Raw genomic sequence first — 17,187 nt, forward strand, 5'->3', positions numbered from 1 at the left:
GGCGGTCGCCCGCCGGTCAGCCTGCCGCCAGGACCTCCACGCCCCGCGCCGCGAGTTCCCCGACGACCGGGTGGCGGGGATCGGCGTCGGTGATCAGTCCGCTGATGCCGTCCCAGGGCAGGACCCGGAACCGGGAGGCGGTTCCGATCTTCTCGGACGACGCGAGGACGTAGGTGTCCGCGGCACGGGCGGCCAGGGCGCGCTTCATCGCGGCCTCCTCGGCGTCACCCGTGGTCAGTCCCGCATCGGGGTGGACGCCGGTGACACCGAGGAGACACAGGTCGGCCGAGACGTTCTGCGCGGCTTCGAGTGCGGCGGCGCCGCAGGCGACCGCGGAGTGCTTGAAGACGCGGCCGCCGAGCAGGAAGAGCTCGGCGCGGGGATGGTCGAGGAGTGCGGCGGCGACGGTGGGGCTGTGCGTGATCACGGTGCAGTCGAGTTCCTGCGGCAGGGCGTGGGCCACGGCGAGCGCGGTGGTGCCGCCGTCCAGGATCAGGGCGCTGCCCGGCCGGACCAGCGCGGCGGCGACCGCGGCGACCTTGCGCTTGCCGTCGGGCGTGACCGCCTGCCGGGCCGCGTAGTCGACGACGGCCGGGGACACCGGGAGGGCGCCGCCGTAGACCCGCTGGCACAGGCCCTCGGCGGCGAGGTCTCGCAGGTCGCGCCGCACGCTGTCCTCGGAGATGCCCAGGTCCGTGGCGACGGACTTGGCGACGATCTTGCCCTCGCGGGCGAGCAGTTCCAGCAGGTGGTCGCGTCGCTCAGCGGCCAGCATCCGCACTCCTTCACGGTCTTGCACGTTTCTGCACGTTCTCTGTGTATCGTAGCGCGTCATGACCGACAAGCCGATGCTCATCCTCATCGCCGGGCCCTACCGCTCCGGCACCGACGGCTCTCCGGAGGCCATGACGGCGAACCTGGCCCGTCTCGAAGCCGCCGCATGGCCGGTGTTCGCCGCCGGGCATGTCCCCGTGATCGGCGAGTGGATCGCCCTGCCCGTCCTGCGTTCGGCCGGCGCGGGCCCCACCGACGACCTCGCCGACCAGGTGCTCTATCCGACCGCCCGGCGCCTGCTGACCCACTGCGACGCCGCGCTGCGGCTGCCGGGCGACTCCACCGGAGCCGATCAGGACGTCGCCGTCGCGCGCCGCCGCGGCCTGCCCGTCTACCACCACGTCGACGAGATCCCCCACCGCTCGCCGCAGGAGGCCGCGTGACCAGCCTGTCGGCCGGCCCCGGCCTCGACGTCCCCGACCACCGCGGCCGCACCGGACTCGACCGCGCCGGACGCGATCTGGTCCGCAACCCCGACGTCGTCGTCCGCGACGTGGAGCTCACGTCCCAGGGCTGGCACGTGCTGCGCCGCACCACCTACGACTACCGGCGCCGCGACGGCCGCTGGGAGACGCAGCAGCGCGAGACGTACGACCGGGGCAACGGCGCGGTCGTGCTCCCCTACGACGCGGAGCGCGGCTGCGTGCTGCTCACCCGTCAGTTCCGGTACCCGGCCTACGTCAACGACCATCCCGACGGCATGCTCGTCGAGGCGGCGGCCGGACTGCTCGACGACGACGCGCCGCAGGCCGCCGTCCGGCGCGAGGCCGCCGAGGAGCTCGGCGTCGAGCTCGGCCCGCTCACCCACGTCCTCGACGCCTACATGAGTCCGGGTTCGGTCACCGAACGCCTGCACTTCTACGCCGCTCCGTACACCCCGGCCGATCGCACGGGCAGCGGCGGCGGCCTGGCGGAGGAGGGCGAGGACATCGAGGTGCTCGAACTCCCCTTCACCGAGGCCCTGGCCATGGTCGGCGACGGCCGCATCGCGGACGGCAAGACCGTCCTGCTCCTGCAGTGGGCTGCGCTCCACGGCCCCTTCTCCCCCACGGCAGCGGGGTGATCAGCCCGGCGCCGGCCGCCCGGTCACCCGCTTGATCCCCACCAGGACGCGATACCGCCGCCGCGCCGCGAACTCGGCCAGCCCCCACACGGCGGGCCGCCCCACCTCGGCGCACAGGTGAAGCACCGCGTCCTCGCCGGCCCACAGGCCGACATGAGCGCCGTAGGCGTCGCCGTCCGCGCTGAAGAGCAGCAGGTCCAGGGGCTCAGGGGACGGCACGCGCACGCTGTGCTCCGCGTCCTCCCACAGCTCGCTGGAACGCAGGTCCGCGGGCCGGCGGCCGAAGTGCCGCAGCACCTCGTACGCGTACAACTGACAGTTGGCCCCCGCCGCGACCCCGGGCAGCCCGGCCACGACGGCCGCCCCGGGGAAGCGCGCCCCGTCGTACCGCACGTCCCGGAGAGCGGCCGGGAGCCGGGAGAGGATCGGTTCCACGTACCCATCATGCCAACCGGCGCACACCGGGGCCGACTTCCTCTCCCGCCCCTCTCCCACGCCTCTCTCGCACCTCTCTCGCACCTCTCCCGCGCCCGCCGCGTCCGGGGCATCGGCAGCGAAGGGGCCACCGAGCCGCACCACGGGATGCCTCGCCGGGCGGGGCGCCTTTCGCGGCAGGTGTCGCATCGCTCAGTAGAGTGCGGTGATTCGTCCGTGTTTGTTCTCGTCGGCAAGGAGCGGTCCATCGCCACGCAGCCCTCAGGTTCCCGGATGACGTCCCGCAGGCACGCTCTGGCCGGACTGGCCGGTGCCGCTTGGGCGTTGAGCGGCGTCGGGTCGCCCTCCGCCGCCGCTGCCGTCCGTGACACCGCCCGTGCGCTCGCCGGCCGGATGACGCTGGAGCAGAAGGTAGGCCAGCTCTTCGTCATCGAGGTGGCGGGCCAGGACGCCTTCCACGTGGACGAGGCGGCCGCGGCGCTCAACCAGCAGCGTTACGGGGTCGCCACGCCCGCCGAGGCGGTCCGCGCCTTCGCCCCGGGCGGAGTGATCTACTTCTCCGCCCGGGGCGACGACAACCTCCGCTCACCGGGCCAACTCGCGCGCCTCTCCAACGGGTTGCAGGAGGCGTCCACCGGTGTCGCGGGCATCCCGTTGATCATCTCGGTGGACCAGGAGGGCGGCGCCGTCTCCCGGATGCCCACCCCGCCCGCCACGCCCCAGCCCGGCAACATGGCCCTGGGCGCCACCTGGTCACCGGCGGACGCCCACCGCGCGTACCGGATCACCGGTGCCGAACTGCACGCCTGCGGCATCACCGCCGACCACGCGCCGGTGGCCGACGTGAACGTCGATCCGGCCAATCCGGTGATCGGGGTCCGCTCGTTCGGCTCGGAGCCACGGGCCGTGTCCGCCTTCGTCCGGGCCGCCGTCCGCGGGCTGCACCACGGCGGGGTCGCCGCCACCGTCAAGCACTTCCCCGGCCACGGGGACACGGACACCGACAGCCACGTCGGGCTGCCCCGGATCACCCACAGCCGGGCCCAGCTCGACGCCATCGATCTGCCGCCGTTCCGCGCGGCCGTCGCCGCGGGCGTCGACATCGTCATGACCGCGCACATCAGTGTCCCCGCGCTCGATCCCTCCCTCGCGCCGGCCACCATGTCCCGGGCCGTCGTCACGGGCCTGCTCCGCGAGGAGCTGGGCTTCGACGGACTGATCGTCACCGACGCGCTCGACATGCAGGGCGCCAGCGCCGCCTACCCGCCGGACAAGGCCGCCGTCACCGCGATCGGCGCGGGCGTCGACATGCTCGTCCTCTCCCCCGACCTGCCGCGCGCCCACGCGGCCGTCCTCGCCGCCGTACGGTCCGGAGAGATCCCCGAGTCCCGGCTCGACGCCTCGGTCTTCCGCATCCTCAGTCACAAGATCCGCCACGGCCTGCGCCACGTCCGGAGCAGCGAGGCGCGAGCCGAACGCGTCGTCGGCTCACCGGCGTTCCTGGCCGCCGCCGACGCGATCACCGGCCGCAGCACCACCCTGATCAGGAACGAGGGCTCCGCGCTCCCCCTCGCCCCCGGCGCCCGGAGCGTGCTGGTCACCGGCTGGGACGCCACCGCGGTGACCCACCTGGACGCCTCGTTCGGCGCGCGCGGCCACACCACGACCGCGCTCGCGACCGGCGCCGTACCGGACCGGGCGGCGACGGACGCGGCGGTGCGCGCCGCGGCGTCCGCGGACCTCGTGGTCGTCGCCAGCTGTCTGGCCCTGGCCGGCAAGGAGGAGAACGGCGTCGCCCAAGTGACCTTGATCGAGGCCCTGTTGTCGACGAGCCGACCGGTCGTCGTGATCGGGGTGCGCAACCCGTACGACATCAACCGCTTCCCCTCCGCGCCGCTGTACCTCGCGACGTACGGCACGGGCACCGGCAACCTCGACCACGCGGTGCAGGTGATCCTCGGCGAGCACGGCCCGCGCGGACGCCTCCCCGTGGCCGTCCCGGCGGCCGACGATCCGTCGCGGGTTCTGTATCCCGTGGGGCACGGCCTGCGGTACTGAATCCGCGCGCGCCCGACCGGTCCCGCCGGTCCGCCGACAGGGCTACGATGCGCGCCATGGAGTGTTACGCCGCCGGACGTACCCGCCGCTGAGGGCCCGGCTCACCGCCGGTCCCCGGCCGTGAGCGGGCCGACCCGACGCCCTGGTCGACCAGGGCCCACCGGATCCCAGGCCCCAGCCCGAAAGGCGCACTCCCATGCTCATTCGCGCGTACACCCCGCACGACCTGACCCCCCTCACCGACCTGACCATCGAGACGTTCCGGCCGTTCTACGAGGACTCCTTCCGCCCCCTGGTGGGAGAGACCGTCTTCGCCGTCCAGCACGGCAACTGGCGCGACGACTACCGCACCCAGGTCGCCGGGCTCCACGCACCCGAACGGCACGCCCACGTCGCCGTCGCCCTGGTCGACGACGCCATCGCGGGCTACGTGGCGTGGACCGTCGACCCCGCCGGCCGGAAGGGCACGGTGGTGCTCCTCGCGGTCGCGGACGGCCACCGGCGGCACCACGTGGGCACCGGGCTCTGCGAGCACGCCTTCGCGCACATGCGGGAAGGCGGCGCGGAGGCGGTCGAGATCGGTACCGGCGGCGACGCCTTCCACGCCCCGGCCCGGGCCCTCTATGAACGGCTCGGATGCACTCCGCTCCCGGTCGCGGTCTACTTCCGCGAGCTGTGAACGCCTGGCCGTACACCAGGTGATGCTCCGTCAGGGTCGCTCCGTGCCTGCGGTCACTTCCGGCGCCCGCCCCGCCGCTCGTCCACCACGGCGACGACCCGCGTGCTGTCCTCGCCGTCCCGGCACAGCACCAGCGCCGTCGCGGTGGTCGTGTCGGCGAGCAGGCTCCGCGTGCCGTCGCATTCCTCGCGGGCGATCTCGCTCGTGGGGCCTGCTTCGAGGCGGGTCGTCAGCGAGGGGCCGTCGTCGGTCGTCTCCGCGTCGACGTGGTACGTCACGGAGGTCAGGCGACCCGAGGCGCCCAGGGCGAGCAGCGCGTCCCCGTCGCCCGCCCTGTCGCGGGGTCCGGCGAGCGCGACGATCCGCTCGCCCGCGCGGACGGTCACCCGTCCCCTCCAGTGGTTCTCGGCCTCCCCGGACCCGAGCCCGACCCCGTCGCCGACCGCCGCCACGTCGTCGTACTTGGCCTCGGCGATCGGCAGTACGGGCACCTCTCCGGGCGCCCGGCGCCGCCACGGCGCGAAGCGGTCGGCGTCGGGGTCGGGCCGGGTCAGGTCGAGGCGCCGGTTCGCGGTGGTCCTGCGCCCGGTCCTGCCGCAGGCCCAACTCCCGGTCAGGAACACGTGGTGGCCGTAGGAGCGGATGCGCTCGACGTCCCCGTCCCGGCACCCGGCGGGGCCGGACACCGTCATGTCGGCGTCCGCGAACAGCGGGGGCAGGACCGGGGAGCGGTAGTCGACGGCGCGCTCCGGCCGGTCGAGCCGGGAGACGTCGGGGAGGGGCACCAGGACGTCGCCCGCTCCGCACCCGCCGGCGAACAGGGTGCCCGGCGAGCCGGGTCCCCCGTAGTCGACGAGGTAGGAGCAGTAGGCCCGGCCGACCCCCCAGGCCAGCGGGTGGACGTCCGCGCGCCGGACGGCGACGACACCGGCCTCGGCGGCGGCCACGTGCAGGAGGTCGGCGGCCGGCAGCGTCACCAGGGCGGGCGGCCGGTCGGCCTGGCGGTAGGAGGTGACGAATCGCCAGCCGTCCCGGCCGGGCTTCGGCAGCACGGTGCCGCCGTGGGCCCGGCCCGTGTACGTGTCGATGCCGATGAGCACCGACCCGATCAGCACGAACACCGAGCAGCCCGCGCTGACCGCCACCTGCCCGAGTTCCGTCCGCTTTCCCAGGCGCACGGTGAAGGCCCAGCGGCGGCTGCCGTCACGGGTGTCGTGGCCGGTGACCGTAGCCTTGGCTCGAGTGCGCTCCAGGGCGACGAGTGTCGCGCGTGCGTGCCCGTCGTGGGCGCAGGTGCTCAGGGCGGTGGGGCCACGGAACGTCCGCCGCCAGGCGACGTGTTCGGGCCGGGTGGGGAGTCCGGGCTCGGCGGCTCCCCTGGCGTCCCCGTCGCCGCTCTTGTTCGCGCTGTTCGCCCGGTCCGCCTCGGTCAGGCGCCGTGCGCCCCGATGGAGCTTGTCGGCGGGTACGGGCCGCGACGCGGTGTACTCGCTCCACCAGGGGCCCAGGGCGTCCGTGCGGGTCGCGCGGATCTGCTGGGCCCCGAGGACGCTCGCCTCGGCCAGCAGCACACCCACCACGATCCCGGCCACCGCGCCGTACATGACGCCGCGGGGCCGTGCCGCCCTCGGCTGCCGCTCGGAAGCGGCCGGTTGCTCGCCGTGGGGCTCGGGCCACGCCCCGGACGCCGACACCAGCGCGATCACCGCCACCCCGGCTGCCGCCAGGGCCACCGCGAGGCTCGCCGCGGTCGGCCAGGCGGTCAGGAGGGCGTGCAGTTCCCGGTCGACCGGCCCCATCCACCACGCGCCCGACGACGCGGCGGCCCGGTCGGCGGCCCGCGCGTCGGCGATCTCGTCGGCCCGGCTCCACAGCACGAACCTGAGCGCCCCGCCGACGGCGACGGCCGTCGCGACGCCGGCCGCCGCCGTGACGTAGCGCCGCCGGCGCTCCACCACTCCGACGAGCAGCACCACCCCGGCCACCGCGAGCGGCACCCGCAACCACCAGGGTGCGGTGCCGAATCCACCGGCGCCGCCCTCGTCCTGCCCGACCCACCAGGGAAAGGCGCCGGCCACGGCCAGCGCCCCTCCGCCTGCTGCCAGGAACGGCCGCCACCGCCCCGCAGCCCTCGCACGGACCCGCATATCGCCCCCCTGAGGGAGCGTAAGCGCGAATTGTCCCTTCCGTGCCGGGCAGGTGGCCGGGGGCGTCCGCTGACGCCGACGCCCCCGGCCGGGAGGTCCGGCTCAGTCGAACACGAACGGGCCGGGCGCCTGCGCGGACGTGGCGGTGCAGCTCGCGGTGATGCCGAACACCACCACGGTCAGCGAGGTGGCCTCCAGGCTGTCGCCGGCCGCGACGGTCCCGTTGAGCGGGCCGGTGGAGACCGCGCTGCCCGCGGGGATCGCGGGGTTGGAGTTGCCGGTGAACGTGACCTCGCCCGCCCCGTGGTTGGTCAGGGCGAGCGTGGAGTTCACCGAGCCCGCGGCCACGTCGATGGGCGCGGTGATGGCGGAGGTGGACACCTCGATGGTGGCCGCGGTGCCGTTCTGGGTGGCGGTCAGCGTGGCGCTGCCGGAACCCCAGGTACCGCAGTCGAAGGAGATGGTGGCGCTCTGGGGTGCGACGGCGCCGGCGGCGGGCGCCAGGGCGAGCACGCCCGTGGCGGCCGCGCCCGCGCCGAGAGCGGCGCACAGCCCGAGCCGTCGGGGGCCGCGCCGGGAGGAAAGGATGCCGTGTCTCATGGGGGGTTGCCCTTCATGTGGGGGAAGGTCGTGCCCGTGGGGATCGTCGTGCGGTGTCGTGCGGGGCACACCATCTCTGACGGTCCGTCAGTGGCGATGGCGGGCCCATTGAGGCACGACGCCCTCGAGACAACAACCCACAGGCCACCCCTTATTGACACGCTACGAACAAAACAAGCCTGCCTGCGCAGAGGCGGGGTGGCTTCACAACTCCCCTTGATTCACGGCTGGTTCAGAGCACGTTCACCAGTCCAACGCCGCCGCCACCGGGCGGTGGTCACTGCCGTTCGACGGCAGCACCGACGAGCTCACCGGCTCGACCCCGCGGACCAGGATCTGGTCGATCCGGGCCACCGGGAACGTCGCCGGCCAGCTGAAGCCGAAGCCGTCCCCGGCCGCGTCCTGGACCGAGCGCAGCCGCGAGGTGAGGCCGTCGAAGGCACGGTCGTCCGTGGTGCCGTTCAGATCGCCGAGCAGCACCACCCGCTCGTTCTTCTCGGCGGCGACGGCCTCCGCCAGCGCCGCCGCGTTGCGGTCCCTGGTCTCCGTCCAGAAGCCCGTCCGCGGAGTCACCCGGACCGATCCGAGGTGGGCGACGTACACCGCCAGCGGCCCGTGCTCCGTGGCCACCGTGGTGCGCAGCGCCCGGTTGTCGACCAGTTTCACGGCGTCCGGCTTGGTGTCGCCCAGCGGGCCGACGTCCGTCTTGATGTCGACCGGCTCGGTGTCCGACAGCGGAAGCCTGCTCCACAGCCCGACCGTGCCCTGCACCGTGTGGTGCGGGTACGCCTCGGCCAGTTCCTTCTCGTACGTGCCCCGGGCCCGGTCGGCCAGCTCCTCCAGCGCCACCAGGTCCGCGCCGGAGGCGGCCAGGGAGCGCGCCGTGCCGGCCGGGTCGGTGTTCTCGGCGCCGACGTTCTGGCTCACCACGGTGAGGTCGCCACCCTGCCCGGACTTGTCCCCGAGCAGCCCGCCGAACAGGCTCAGCCACGCCACAACCGGCAGCAGCAGCGCGACCACCGCGGAGGCGGAGCGCCGCCACAGCGCCGCGGCCAGCAGCAGCGGCACGAACAGACCGAACCACGGCAGGAAGGTCTCCACCAGGCTGCCGAGGTTCCCGGCGCCGTTCGGGATCCTCGCGTGCAGCAGCAGAAGGAGGCCCAGCAGCAGCGCCAGAGCGGTGAGCACCGGGCCGCGCTTCCAGGCGTCCGGCCGGGTGCCCCTGCGGATCACCCGGCGGACGCCCGCCCGCCGGGTCCCGGCTGCCGCAGCTCCGGCCCCGGCTGTTCTGCGCCCGACGTCCGCCGTGTCCGCCGGTGTCATCGTCGTTCCTCGCTCGGTGCCGGTCACTGCTGCATCCTCGGGTCATGGGTGGGGTCGGCGTACTGGCGCGGGCAACCGCCGTCGGTCGCGTCGGCGCGCAGTTCGTAGTGCCAGGGTTCGTTGGCGTAGATCTGACAGAGCCCGTACGCGGCGCCGTGGGCGGACAGCCAGGCCGTGGCGGCGGAGCGGCCGAGGTCGACCGCGTCCCCCGACACGTGCGGCGAGGTGTCCGCGGTGGCCACCCAGCGGGCGGCCTCGGCCTCGGAGCCGTACGTGGCGACCGCCTTCCGCAGAAGCTCCGTCTGGTACTCCGGGGAGCGCCAGCCGCTGTTCACGTAGAAGGAGACTCCGTCGTCCCCGGCGTCCGTCGCCGCCCGTCGCAGGACCTTCAGCAGATCCGGATCGAGGTTGGCGACGGCCGGGAGCGTGTCGTCGAAGACGGTGACGCCGTCGGGCACCGCGCCGCCCGCCTCGCCCAGCCCGCCGCCCAGCTGCCGGCGTCCGGTGTGCGGCGAGGGCGCCGAGCCGGTCCCGGGGGGCGACTCGGCCGCGGCGGTCCCCCTGGGTGGTGCGGCCGTGGAGGACGTGGACGTCGATGTCACGTGCACGAGGACCGCGGTGATCGCCGCGACCACGGCCACCAGGCCGATGACCAGGAGCGGGCGGATCCGGCGTGGCGTCGTCCGCGCTGACGGTGGGTTTCGAGTCATACCGGCAGTCAAGAGAGGGCGCTGTTGCCGACGCGTATGCGGTTTTCGATATGCCGACGATACGCGGCTGCTCGTAGCCTCGACGGCATGCGTGTGCTGATCGTCGAGGACGAGCCCTATCTGGCAGAAGCCATCCGCGACGGCCTGCGCCTGGAAGCGGTCGCCGCCGACATCGCCGGTGACGGCGACACCGCTCTGGAACTGCTGAGCGTCAACAGTTACGACATCGCCGTCCTCGACCGCGACGTCCCCGGCCCGTCCGGTGACGAGATCGCCCGGCGCATCGTCGCCTCCGGCAGCGGCCTGCCGATCCTCATGCTCACCGCGGCCGACCGGCTCGACGACAAGGTGTCCGGGTTCGAACTGGGCGCGGACGACTACCTCACGAAGCCCTTCGCGCTCCAGGAACTCGTGGTCAGGCTCAGGGCGCTCGACCGCAGACGGGCCCACAGCCGGCCGCCCGTGCGGGAGATCGCGGGTCTGCGGCTCGACCCGTTCCGCAGGGAGGTCTACCGCGACGACCGGTACGTCGCCCTGACCAGGAAGCAGTTCGCCGTCCTCGAAGTCCTCGTCGCCGCCGAAGGCGGTGTCATCAGCGCCGAGGAACTGCTGGAACGCGCGTGGGACGAGAACGCCGATCCGTTCACCAACGCCGTGCGCATCACCGTCTCGGCCCTGCGCAAGCGGCTCGGCGAGCCCTGGATCATCGCCACCGTGCCGGGCGTCGGCTACCGCATCGACACGCAGCCCGCGGCCGGCGGGAGCGAGGACCGTGGATAGGGAGCCCGGCCTGAGCGTCCGGATCAGACTCACCCTCAGCTACGCCGGATTCCTCATGGTCGCCGGCGTCCTGCTGCTCGGGGCGATGTACTGGTACCTGGTGCACTCCCTGCCCGACGTGACCAGCGTCGCCGGCGGACACCTCCTCGTCCGCTCCGAGCTGCTGCGCGGCTTCCTGCCCGCGGCGGTCGCCGTCATGGCGGTCCTGCTGGTGCTCGGCCTCCTGGGCGGCTGGATCCTCGCGGGCCACATGCTCGCCCCGCTCACCCGCATTACGCACGCCACCCGGCTCGCCACCCGCGGATCGCTGGCCCATCGCATCGGGCTGCCGGGCCGCCAGGACGAGTTCCGCGAACTCGCCGACGCCTTCGACGGCATGCTGGCGCGCCTGGAGGCGCACGTCGCCGAGCAGCGGCGGTTCGCGGCGAACGCCTCCCACGAGCTGCGCACCCCGCTCGCGATCTCGAAGTCGCTCCTCGACGTCGCCCACGCCACCCCGGACCAGGACACGGGCCGGCTCCTGGACCGCCTCCGGGTGGTCAACACCCGGGCGATCGACCTCACCGAGGCACTGCTCCTGCTCAGCCGCGCCGAGCAGCGGTCCTTCACCCCGGAACCCGTCGACCTGTCCCTCCTGGCGGAGGAGGCCACCGAAACCCTCCTCCCCCTCGCGGAGGAACAGGGCGTCACCATCGAGACCCGCGGCGAGATCGCCCGCACGAACGGCTCGCAGGCACTCCTGCTGCAGCTGACCACGAACCTCGTGCACAACGCGATCGTCCACAACCTGCCCGGCCTGGGCGCCGTGTGGGTCGACACCACGGCAGGACCCGGAACCGTGACGCTCACGGTCGAGAACACCGGCGAGAAGCTCTGTCCCGAACTGGTCTCGACGCTCGCCGAACCGTTCCGGCGCGGCACCGAGCGCGTGCGCACCGACCATGCGGGCGTCGGCCTCGGCCTGGCCATCGTGCAGACCATCGCCCAGGCCCACCACGGGACACTCACCCTCGCCCCGCGCCCGGCCGGCGGCCTCCGCGTCACCGTGGAACTCCCGGCGGCAGCCCGGCCCGCCGGCCCCTGAGCGGCCGCTACGCCGGACCGGCCGGGGGCCGGGTCACGCCCGCGCCCCGGCCGGGTTGGCGTCCTCGCCGAGATAGGTGCCGGCGCCCTCGACGACCAGCGGGCCGTCGAAGTTCAGCACCTCGTTCACGAGGCCGCCCTTCTGGTTGCGGTAGTTGATGACCACGCAGTCCACGCCGACGTAGTGCCCGACCACCTCGAAGCGCAGGTCCGGGATCCGCCGCAGGCCCTCGGTCCAGTAGGCGCGCAGCCCGTCCTTGCCCCGGATCACCCCGTCGCCGCCGAGGAGTTGCGCGGCCACCGGCGACCGGAACGTGACGTCGTCCGCGAAGTGGGCCAGCAGGGCTTCCAGGTCGTGCGCGTTCCACGCCGTCACCCAGGAGTCGACGAACGCCCGCGCTTGTCCATGATCCATGAAGGCCATCATGCCGTTGCCCGCGCGGGCGCCGCCAGTGCCCTTCGGTCAGCCCGCGTGCCGGGACAGCCAGGCCTCGACCTCGTCGGCCGAGCGCGGCAGCCCGCCCGACAGGTTCTCGTGGCCGTCCTCGGTGACGAGCAGGTCGTCCTCGATGCGGACGCCGATGCCGCGCCACTCCTCCGGCACCGTCAGGTCGTCCGGCTGGAAGTACAGACCGGGCTCGACGGTGAGCACCATGCCCGGCTCCAGGGCGCCGTCGACGTACTCCTCGGTCCTGGCCTGCGCGCAGTCGTGGACGTCGAGGCCCAGCATGTGGCCGGTGCCGGCCATCGTGAAGCGCCGCTGCAGCCCGAGCTCGTACGCGCGCTCCGCGGGGCCCTCGATGAAGCCCCACTCGACCAGCCGCGCCGCCAGGTGCCGCTGCGCCGCCTCGTGGAAGTCCCGGTACGCGGCGCCCGGCTTGACGGCCGCGAAACCCGCCTCCTGTGCCTCGTACACCGCGTCGTAGACCTTGCGCTGGACCGGCGTGAACGTGCCGTCGATCGGGAGGGTGCGGGTGACGTCGGCGGTGTAGAGGGTGCGCGACTCGACGCCGGCGTCGAGCAGCAGCAGTTCGCCGGGGCGCACCGGGCCGTCGTTGTCGGTCCAGTGCATGATCGTGGCGTGCTCGCCCGCGGCGCAGATCGTGCCGTAGCCGACGGCGTTGCCCTCCAGGCGGGCGCGGCGGAAGAAGGTGCCCTCGATCCAGCGCTCGGACGTGGCGACGGCCCGGGACAGCTCTCCGACGACGTCGGTGAAGCCGCGCACCGTGGCGTCGACGGCCTTGCGCAGCTCGCCGATCTCCCAGGCGTCCTTCACGGAGCGCAGGTCGCTGAGCGCCTCCTCCAGCTCGGCGTCCCGCTCCGGGTCGGTGCTGACGGCGGCCTCCAGGGCCGGGTCGACGCCGCGCACGATCCGGGTCGGGACGGCCGCGCCGCCCGCGAGGTCGGCGGCCGCCGTGCGGACGTCGCGGCAGGGCAGGCCGAGGACGCGCTCCGCCTCGGCGAGGGAGTGGCGCCGGCCCATCCACAGCTCGGCGTGGGCGCCGGTCCAGAACTCGTCGTCGTTGCGGCTGTCGCGCGGCAGCTGGAAGCAGTAGGCGTCGTGGCCGCCGTCCGCCCGGGGTTCGAGGACGAGCGCGCCGTCACGGGCCTGGTCCCCGGTCATGTGCACGTAGCCGGAGTACGGGCGGAACGGGTACGTGTCGTCGTTGGAGCGGACCTTGAGGTTGCCCGAGGGGACCACGAGCCGCTCGCCGGGGAAGCGCGCGGAGAGCGCGGCGCGGCGGGCGGCCGCGTACGGGGCCTGCTCGTCGGGCTGCAGCTCGTGCCGCTCGGTGTCCGCCCAGCCCGTCCGCATCAACGCGGAGAGCTCCTCGGAGATCCCTGAGTACAGTCCGTTCTTCCGGCCTTCCGCCACTGCGTCCGCCTTCCCGGGGTCGGTTGTCGCCGCGCGTCGGCGACGTCGGGACGCTATCCCGCCCCGCCCGCCACCGGCGCCCATGAGTGCCAGTGGCACGGATCGGACACGACGGGTCGCGGCGGGCGGCCGATAATGCGGTCATGACGAACGCGAAACTCGGTGACGCCCTGCGGCTCCTGGGCCTCGACCGGGCGACGGTCCGGGTCTATCTCGCCCTGCTGGAGAAGGCCCCCGCCCCGCTCACCGAGATCGCGGCCGCGGCCGGTCTGGACGGTGCCGCGCTGGTCACGGCGTACGACGCGCTGGTGGACGCCGGTCTGGCGAGCGCCGCCGAGGGCGACAGCGGTGTGGTCGCGCCGGTGCCGCCCGCCGCCGGTCTCGAGGCGCTGGCGCGGCGGCGCGCGGCGGAGGTCGAGGAGTCCCGGATCGCGGTCGGCGGCGCCTTCGAGTCGTTCCGGCGCCAGCGGCTCGCGGCCTACAACGACGGCCTCGTCGAGATCGTCACCGGCGAGGCCGTCGGCCCGCGCATACGGCAGGCCTGGACGAGCGCCCGCGAACAGATCCGGCAGTTCGAGTCCCCGCCCTACTTCCCGCTGGCCACGGCCACCGACGACGCGCTGGCCACCCTGGCCCGCGGGGTCACGCAGCGGGTCGTCTACTCCCGTGCCTCGCTGGAGCACCCGGGGCACCTGAAGAACGTCATCGAACCGTGCGTCAACGCCGGTGAGCAGGCCCGGGTCCTGCCGACGGTCCCGGTCAAACTCGTGATCATCGACGAGGCGTACGCCCTGGTGTCGTTGTCCATCAAGGAAGCCGACGTGCACAACACCATGCTGGTCGTGCAGCCGTGCGGACTGCTCTCCGCGCTCATGGCGCTGTTCGAGCAGTCCTGGCACAACGCCCTGCCGTTCCACGGCAGTACGGCCCGTCCGGGCGGACTCGCGCCCGCCGACCGCCGACTGCTGTGGCTGCTGGCGGGCGGCGCGGGCGACGAGGTCATCGCCCACGAGCTGGGCATCAGCCGGCGCACTCTCTTCCGCCGCCTGCAGATCCTGATGGCCAGGCTCGGCGCCGCCAACCGCTTCCAGATGGCCCTTCAGGCGCAGCGCAACGGGTGGCTGTGAACCTCGCCCTCAGCCCCGGCCCGGGCCAGGGCCTGGCACGCGCCGTGGCGAGCTCCTGCTCGGTGCGGGCGAGCCAACGCCGGTACCACTGCGCGAAGTCGAGCCCGGTCGGCACGATGCCCCGGTCCATGGGCCGCAGGTCTTCCCAGATCTCGCCGCGGTGCGGGCCGGTCGTCACGAGCAGCGACGTGTAGCCGCACCCCTGCTCGCCGAGGAACACGGCGCCCGCCTCCTGGGCGTCGTACAGCTCCTCGTAGCGCGCGTTCCAGGCGGCGGACGCCTGCCGGTACGCGTCGTCGTCGGCGAAGTCGTCCGCCCGCGGCTCGTCCGCGTCGAGCACGTCGATCTCGGTCTGCAGCGCGGCATCCAGGGACAGCAGTTGCTCCTCACCGAGGACCGGTCCGAGCCGAAAGCCGTGCCCGCGGGCCCCGAAGACCCGGTCCGCCCCGGGATGCCGGGCGAACCCGCGCACCCGCTCCCGCACACCCGCCCACGTGTCCATGCTCATGAGGCCACGCCAGTGAGCCGCACCCCGGACCGGCACCGCATTTTCCCCGGCTGTCAGGGCCTCATGCCGCGTCGAGGCGGGCCAGTTGCTCCGGCGTGAGGGTGAGGTCGGCGGCCGCGGCCGAGTCGGTGATGGAGGCCGGGCGCTTGGCCCCGGGGATCGGGACGACGACGGGCGACTGGGCGAGTTCCCAGGCCAGGGTGACCTGTTGGGGGCTCACGTCGAGTTCGTCGGCGACGGCCCGGAAGGCGGGGTGGCGGTCGGCGAGGCCCTTGGCGCGGTCGAGGCCGCCGAGCGGGCTCCACGGCAGGAAGGCCAGGCCGAGTTCGGCGCAGACGTCGATCTCGGGGCGGCTGCTGCGGAAGGCGGGCGAGAACTGGTTCTGGACGCTGACCAGCGCGGTGCCGAGCACGGCGTGGGCCTGCCTGATCTGCTCGGGGTTCGCGTTGGACAGGCCGAGCATCGCGACCTTGCCGCTGTCGTGGACCTCCTTGAGGGTGCCGAGGACCTCCTCGTAGGGGACGGCGGGGTCGGGGCGGTGGTGCTGCCACAGGGCGATCTGCTCGACGCCGAGGCGGCGCAGCGAGTCGTCCACGGACTTGCGCAGATGCGGCGCCGAGCTGTCGGTGTCCCAGCCGCCGCCGTCGGTGCGGACGTGCCCGGCCTTGGTGGCGAGCAGCACCTGGTCGCGCACGCCGAGTTCGTCGAGCAGGCCGGCGATCAGCTGCTCGTTCTCGCCCTGCGCTCCCGCGCCCTTCTCCTTGCCGGGACCGTAGGCGTCGGCGGTGTCGAAGAGGGTGACGCCGGCGGCCAGTGCGGCACTCACCGTGTCGAGCAGCTGCTGTCGCGGCTGGGGCCCGGTCTGGTCGAACGTCATCAGACCCAGGCCGACGGCCCCGACCTCGTGCCGTCCGACGGTGTCGTTGCCGATGGTGCGCGTGTGCATGCGGGGCTTCCTCATCCTCGGTCTGGCGGTGGCCGGTGGTACGTCGGATGTGCCGACGCCCACCGACGTTACCGGCGCCGGACCGGTTCAAACCTGGCGGGCGTGGGCCGGGCACCGGGGTGCCCGGCCCACGCTGTCGCCGGAGCGCGTCAGCGTGCCGCCGCCGGAGCGGCCGCGGCCGCCGACCAGCGTCCGTCCTCCGTCTGTTCGGCGAGGCCGCCGTCGGCCAGCGCCTTCAGGTGGCGGCTGACCGTGCGCGGCGTCCAGCCGACGGCTTCACACATCTGCTCCAGCGTCATGCCGCCGGGCGCCTGCTCGAGCCGCTGCCAGGTCAGGCGCGTGTTCTTCCCCAGGTCCCCCAGGGCAACCGGGGCCTGGGCCGCGGGCGTTGCGGGGGCCGCCGGGGCCGGACGCTCTCCCGGGTACGGGGCGGGCGCGGCCGGAGCCGGCACCCGCAGCCGCCCGTAGCCGAGTCTGCGCAGGACCCGGTCCACGTCGGGCCCGCTCTGCTGCTGCGGCACCGGTGCCGTCGTCCGCTCCGCGGTCGCCGCCGTGGTGGTCACCGGCCGCGGGGTGCGGTTGACCGTGCGGTGCCTGCGGCCCTTCTTCTTGGTCCTGTTGCTCATCCGCCGTCTCCTCGAACGCGTTGATCATGGTCACGTGTTCAACGACGAACCCGCCGTGAGGACTCGCCCACGGCTCCATCGGGGGGACCGGCGGCCGGTCGGGTCAGCGCTTGAGGACGCCGTCCAGCCACTCCAGGACCTCAGGGGTGACCGGGTCGGTGATGTCGGCGTACTCCTCGTGCTTCTTGAGGAACTTCGCGACGTACGGGCAGACGGGGACGATCCGCTTGCCGGAGCTCCGCACGTCGTCCAGGGCTTCCCTGACGAGGATCGAGGCGAGGCCCTGGCCCGCGTACGCGTCGTCGATCTCGGTGTGGAAGAAGACCCGCCGGTCGTCCCGGTCGCGGTAGGCGGTGAAGCCGGCGGTGGCGCCATCGACCTCGATCGCGTAG

General features: G+C 73.8%; 19 protein-coding genes. 7 read left to right on the forward strand and 12 right to left on the reverse strand.

Annotated features, from left to right (window positions below; all coding sequences use genetic code 11):
* Window positions 1-16: 16 nt before the first annotated feature.
* Window positions 17-775, reverse strand: coding sequence for a DeoR/GlpR family DNA-binding transcription regulator (locus tag M4J07_RS21575; RefSeq protein ID WP_255974370.1), 759 nt, complete (start codon window positions 773-775; stop codon window positions 17-19).
* A 58-nt stretch (window positions 776-833) separates the two neighbouring features.
* Here M4J07_RS21575 and M4J07_RS21580 point away from each other — a divergent pair, with 58 nt between their 5' ends.
* Window positions 834-1,217, forward strand: a complete 384-nt coding sequence (locus M4J07_RS21580; RefSeq protein ID WP_255974372.1) for a DUF4406 domain-containing protein — start codon at window positions 834-836, stop codon at window positions 1,215-1,217.
* A gap of 5 nt (window positions 1,218-1,222) precedes the next feature.
* Window positions 1,223-1,897, forward strand: a complete 675-nt coding sequence (locus M4J07_RS21585; protein WP_255974404.1) for an NUDIX domain-containing protein — start codon at window positions 1,223-1,225, stop codon at window positions 1,895-1,897.
* Here M4J07_RS21585 and M4J07_RS21590 read toward each other — a convergent pair whose 3' ends face one another.
* On the reverse strand, window positions 1,898-2,332 hold the full coding sequence (locus tag M4J07_RS21590) for a hydrolase (protein ID WP_255974373.1): 435 nt from the start codon (window positions 2,330-2,332) through the stop codon (window positions 1,898-1,900).
* Window positions 2,333-2,548: 216 nt separating this feature from the next.
* On the opposite strand from M4J07_RS21590, the gene M4J07_RS21595 reads away from it, so the two are divergent.
* Window positions 2,549-4,390, forward strand: coding sequence for a glycoside hydrolase family 3 protein (locus M4J07_RS21595; RefSeq protein WP_255974375.1), 1,842 nt, complete (start codon window positions 2,549-2,551; stop codon window positions 4,388-4,390).
* A 196-nt stretch (window positions 4,391-4,586) separates the two neighbouring features.
* Complete coding sequence (locus M4J07_RS21600; protein ID WP_255974377.1) at window positions 4,587-5,069, forward strand: GNAT family N-acetyltransferase; 483 nt, start codon at window positions 4,587-4,589, stop codon at window positions 5,067-5,069.
* Between the two features lie 53 nt (window positions 5,070-5,122).
* Here the strand turns inward: M4J07_RS21600 and M4J07_RS21605 are convergent, their stop codons facing one another.
* The 4 genes from M4J07_RS21605 to M4J07_RS21620 all read right to left on the reverse strand — a co-directional run bounded on the left by M4J07_RS21605 (window position 5,123) and on the right by M4J07_RS21620 (window position 9,849).
* On the reverse strand, window positions 5,123-7,147 hold the full coding sequence (locus M4J07_RS21605; protein WP_255974378.1) for a hypothetical protein: 2,025 nt from the start codon (window positions 7,145-7,147) through the stop codon (window positions 5,123-5,125).
* Between the two features lie 171 nt (window positions 7,148-7,318).
* Window positions 7,319-7,816: a hypothetical protein gene (locus tag M4J07_RS21610; RefSeq protein WP_255974380.1), complete on the reverse strand. Its 498-nt coding sequence runs from the start codon at window positions 7,814-7,816 to the stop codon at window positions 7,319-7,321.
* A 243-nt stretch (window positions 7,817-8,059) separates the two neighbouring features.
* Entirely contained in the window at window positions 8,060-9,139 is a 1,080-nt protein-coding gene (locus tag M4J07_RS21615; RefSeq protein WP_305127995.1) for an endonuclease/exonuclease/phosphatase family protein, read from the reverse strand.
* 23 nt (window positions 9,140-9,162) lie between these two features.
* Window positions 9,163-9,849: a M15 family metallopeptidase gene (locus tag M4J07_RS21620; protein ID WP_255974384.1), complete on the reverse strand. Its 687-nt coding sequence runs from the start codon at window positions 9,847-9,849 to the stop codon at window positions 9,163-9,165.
* Between the two features lie 87 nt (window positions 9,850-9,936).
* Here M4J07_RS21620 and M4J07_RS21625 point away from each other — a divergent pair, with 87 nt between their 5' ends.
* On the forward strand, window positions 9,937-10,629 hold the full coding sequence (locus tag M4J07_RS21625; protein WP_255974386.1) for a response regulator transcription factor: 693 nt from the start codon (window positions 9,937-9,939) through the stop codon (window positions 10,627-10,629).
* Window positions 10,622-11,713, forward strand: coding sequence for a sensor histidine kinase (locus M4J07_RS21630; protein ID WP_255974388.1), 1,092 nt, complete (start codon window positions 10,622-10,624; stop codon window positions 11,711-11,713). The genes M4J07_RS21625 and M4J07_RS21630 overlap by 8 nt, the downstream gene beginning before the upstream one ends.
* A gap of 33 nt (window positions 11,714-11,746) precedes the next feature.
* On the opposite strand, the gene M4J07_RS21635 is transcribed toward M4J07_RS21630, so the two are convergent.
* Complete coding sequence (locus M4J07_RS21635) at window positions 11,747-12,127, reverse strand: nuclear transport factor 2 family protein (protein WP_255974390.1); 381 nt, start codon at window positions 12,125-12,127, stop codon at window positions 11,747-11,749.
* A 48-nt stretch (window positions 12,128-12,175) separates the two neighbouring features.
* Window positions 12,176-13,588: an aminopeptidase P family protein gene (locus M4J07_RS21640; RefSeq protein WP_255974392.1), complete on the reverse strand. Its 1,413-nt coding sequence runs from the start codon at window positions 13,586-13,588 to the stop codon at window positions 12,176-12,178.
* 143 nt (window positions 13,589-13,731) lie between these two features.
* On the opposite strand from M4J07_RS21640, the gene M4J07_RS21645 reads away from it, so the two are divergent.
* Window positions 13,732-14,715, forward strand: a complete 984-nt coding sequence (locus M4J07_RS21645; protein WP_255974394.1) for a LuxR family transcriptional regulator — start codon at window positions 13,732-13,734, stop codon at window positions 14,713-14,715.
* Here the strand turns inward: M4J07_RS21645 and M4J07_RS21650 are convergent.
* From M4J07_RS21650 to M4J07_RS21665, 4 genes are all read right to left on the reverse strand, one after another.
* Window positions 14,609-15,223 (reverse strand): hypothetical protein, encoded by a 615-nt coding sequence (locus M4J07_RS21650; RefSeq protein ID WP_255974396.1) that lies wholly within the window; start codon window positions 15,221-15,223, stop codon window positions 14,609-14,611. The two genes, M4J07_RS21645 and M4J07_RS21650, sit on opposite strands and share 107 nt — an antisense overlap.
* Window positions 15,224-15,284: 61 nt before the next feature.
* The gene (locus tag M4J07_RS21655; protein WP_255974398.1) at window positions 15,285-16,169 is read right to left on the reverse strand and encodes an aldo/keto reductase; all 885 of its coding nucleotides are present in this window, start codon (window positions 16,167-16,169) and stop codon (window positions 15,285-15,287) included.
* Between the two features lie 149 nt (window positions 16,170-16,318).
* On the reverse strand, window positions 16,319-16,795 hold the full coding sequence (locus M4J07_RS21660; protein ID WP_255974400.1) for a helix-turn-helix domain-containing protein: 477 nt from the start codon (window positions 16,793-16,795) through the stop codon (window positions 16,319-16,321).
* Between the two features lie 103 nt (window positions 16,796-16,898).
* Window positions 16,899-17,187: GNAT family N-acetyltransferase (locus M4J07_RS21665; RefSeq protein WP_305127990.1), on the reverse strand; the 289-nt coding region annotated here is incomplete at its 5' end.

Origin of the sequence: Streptomyces longispororuber, assembly GCF_024448165.1 — a bacterium.
GTDB lineage: Bacteria > Actinomycetota > Actinomycetes > Streptomycetales > Streptomycetaceae > Streptomyces > Streptomyces longispororuber_A.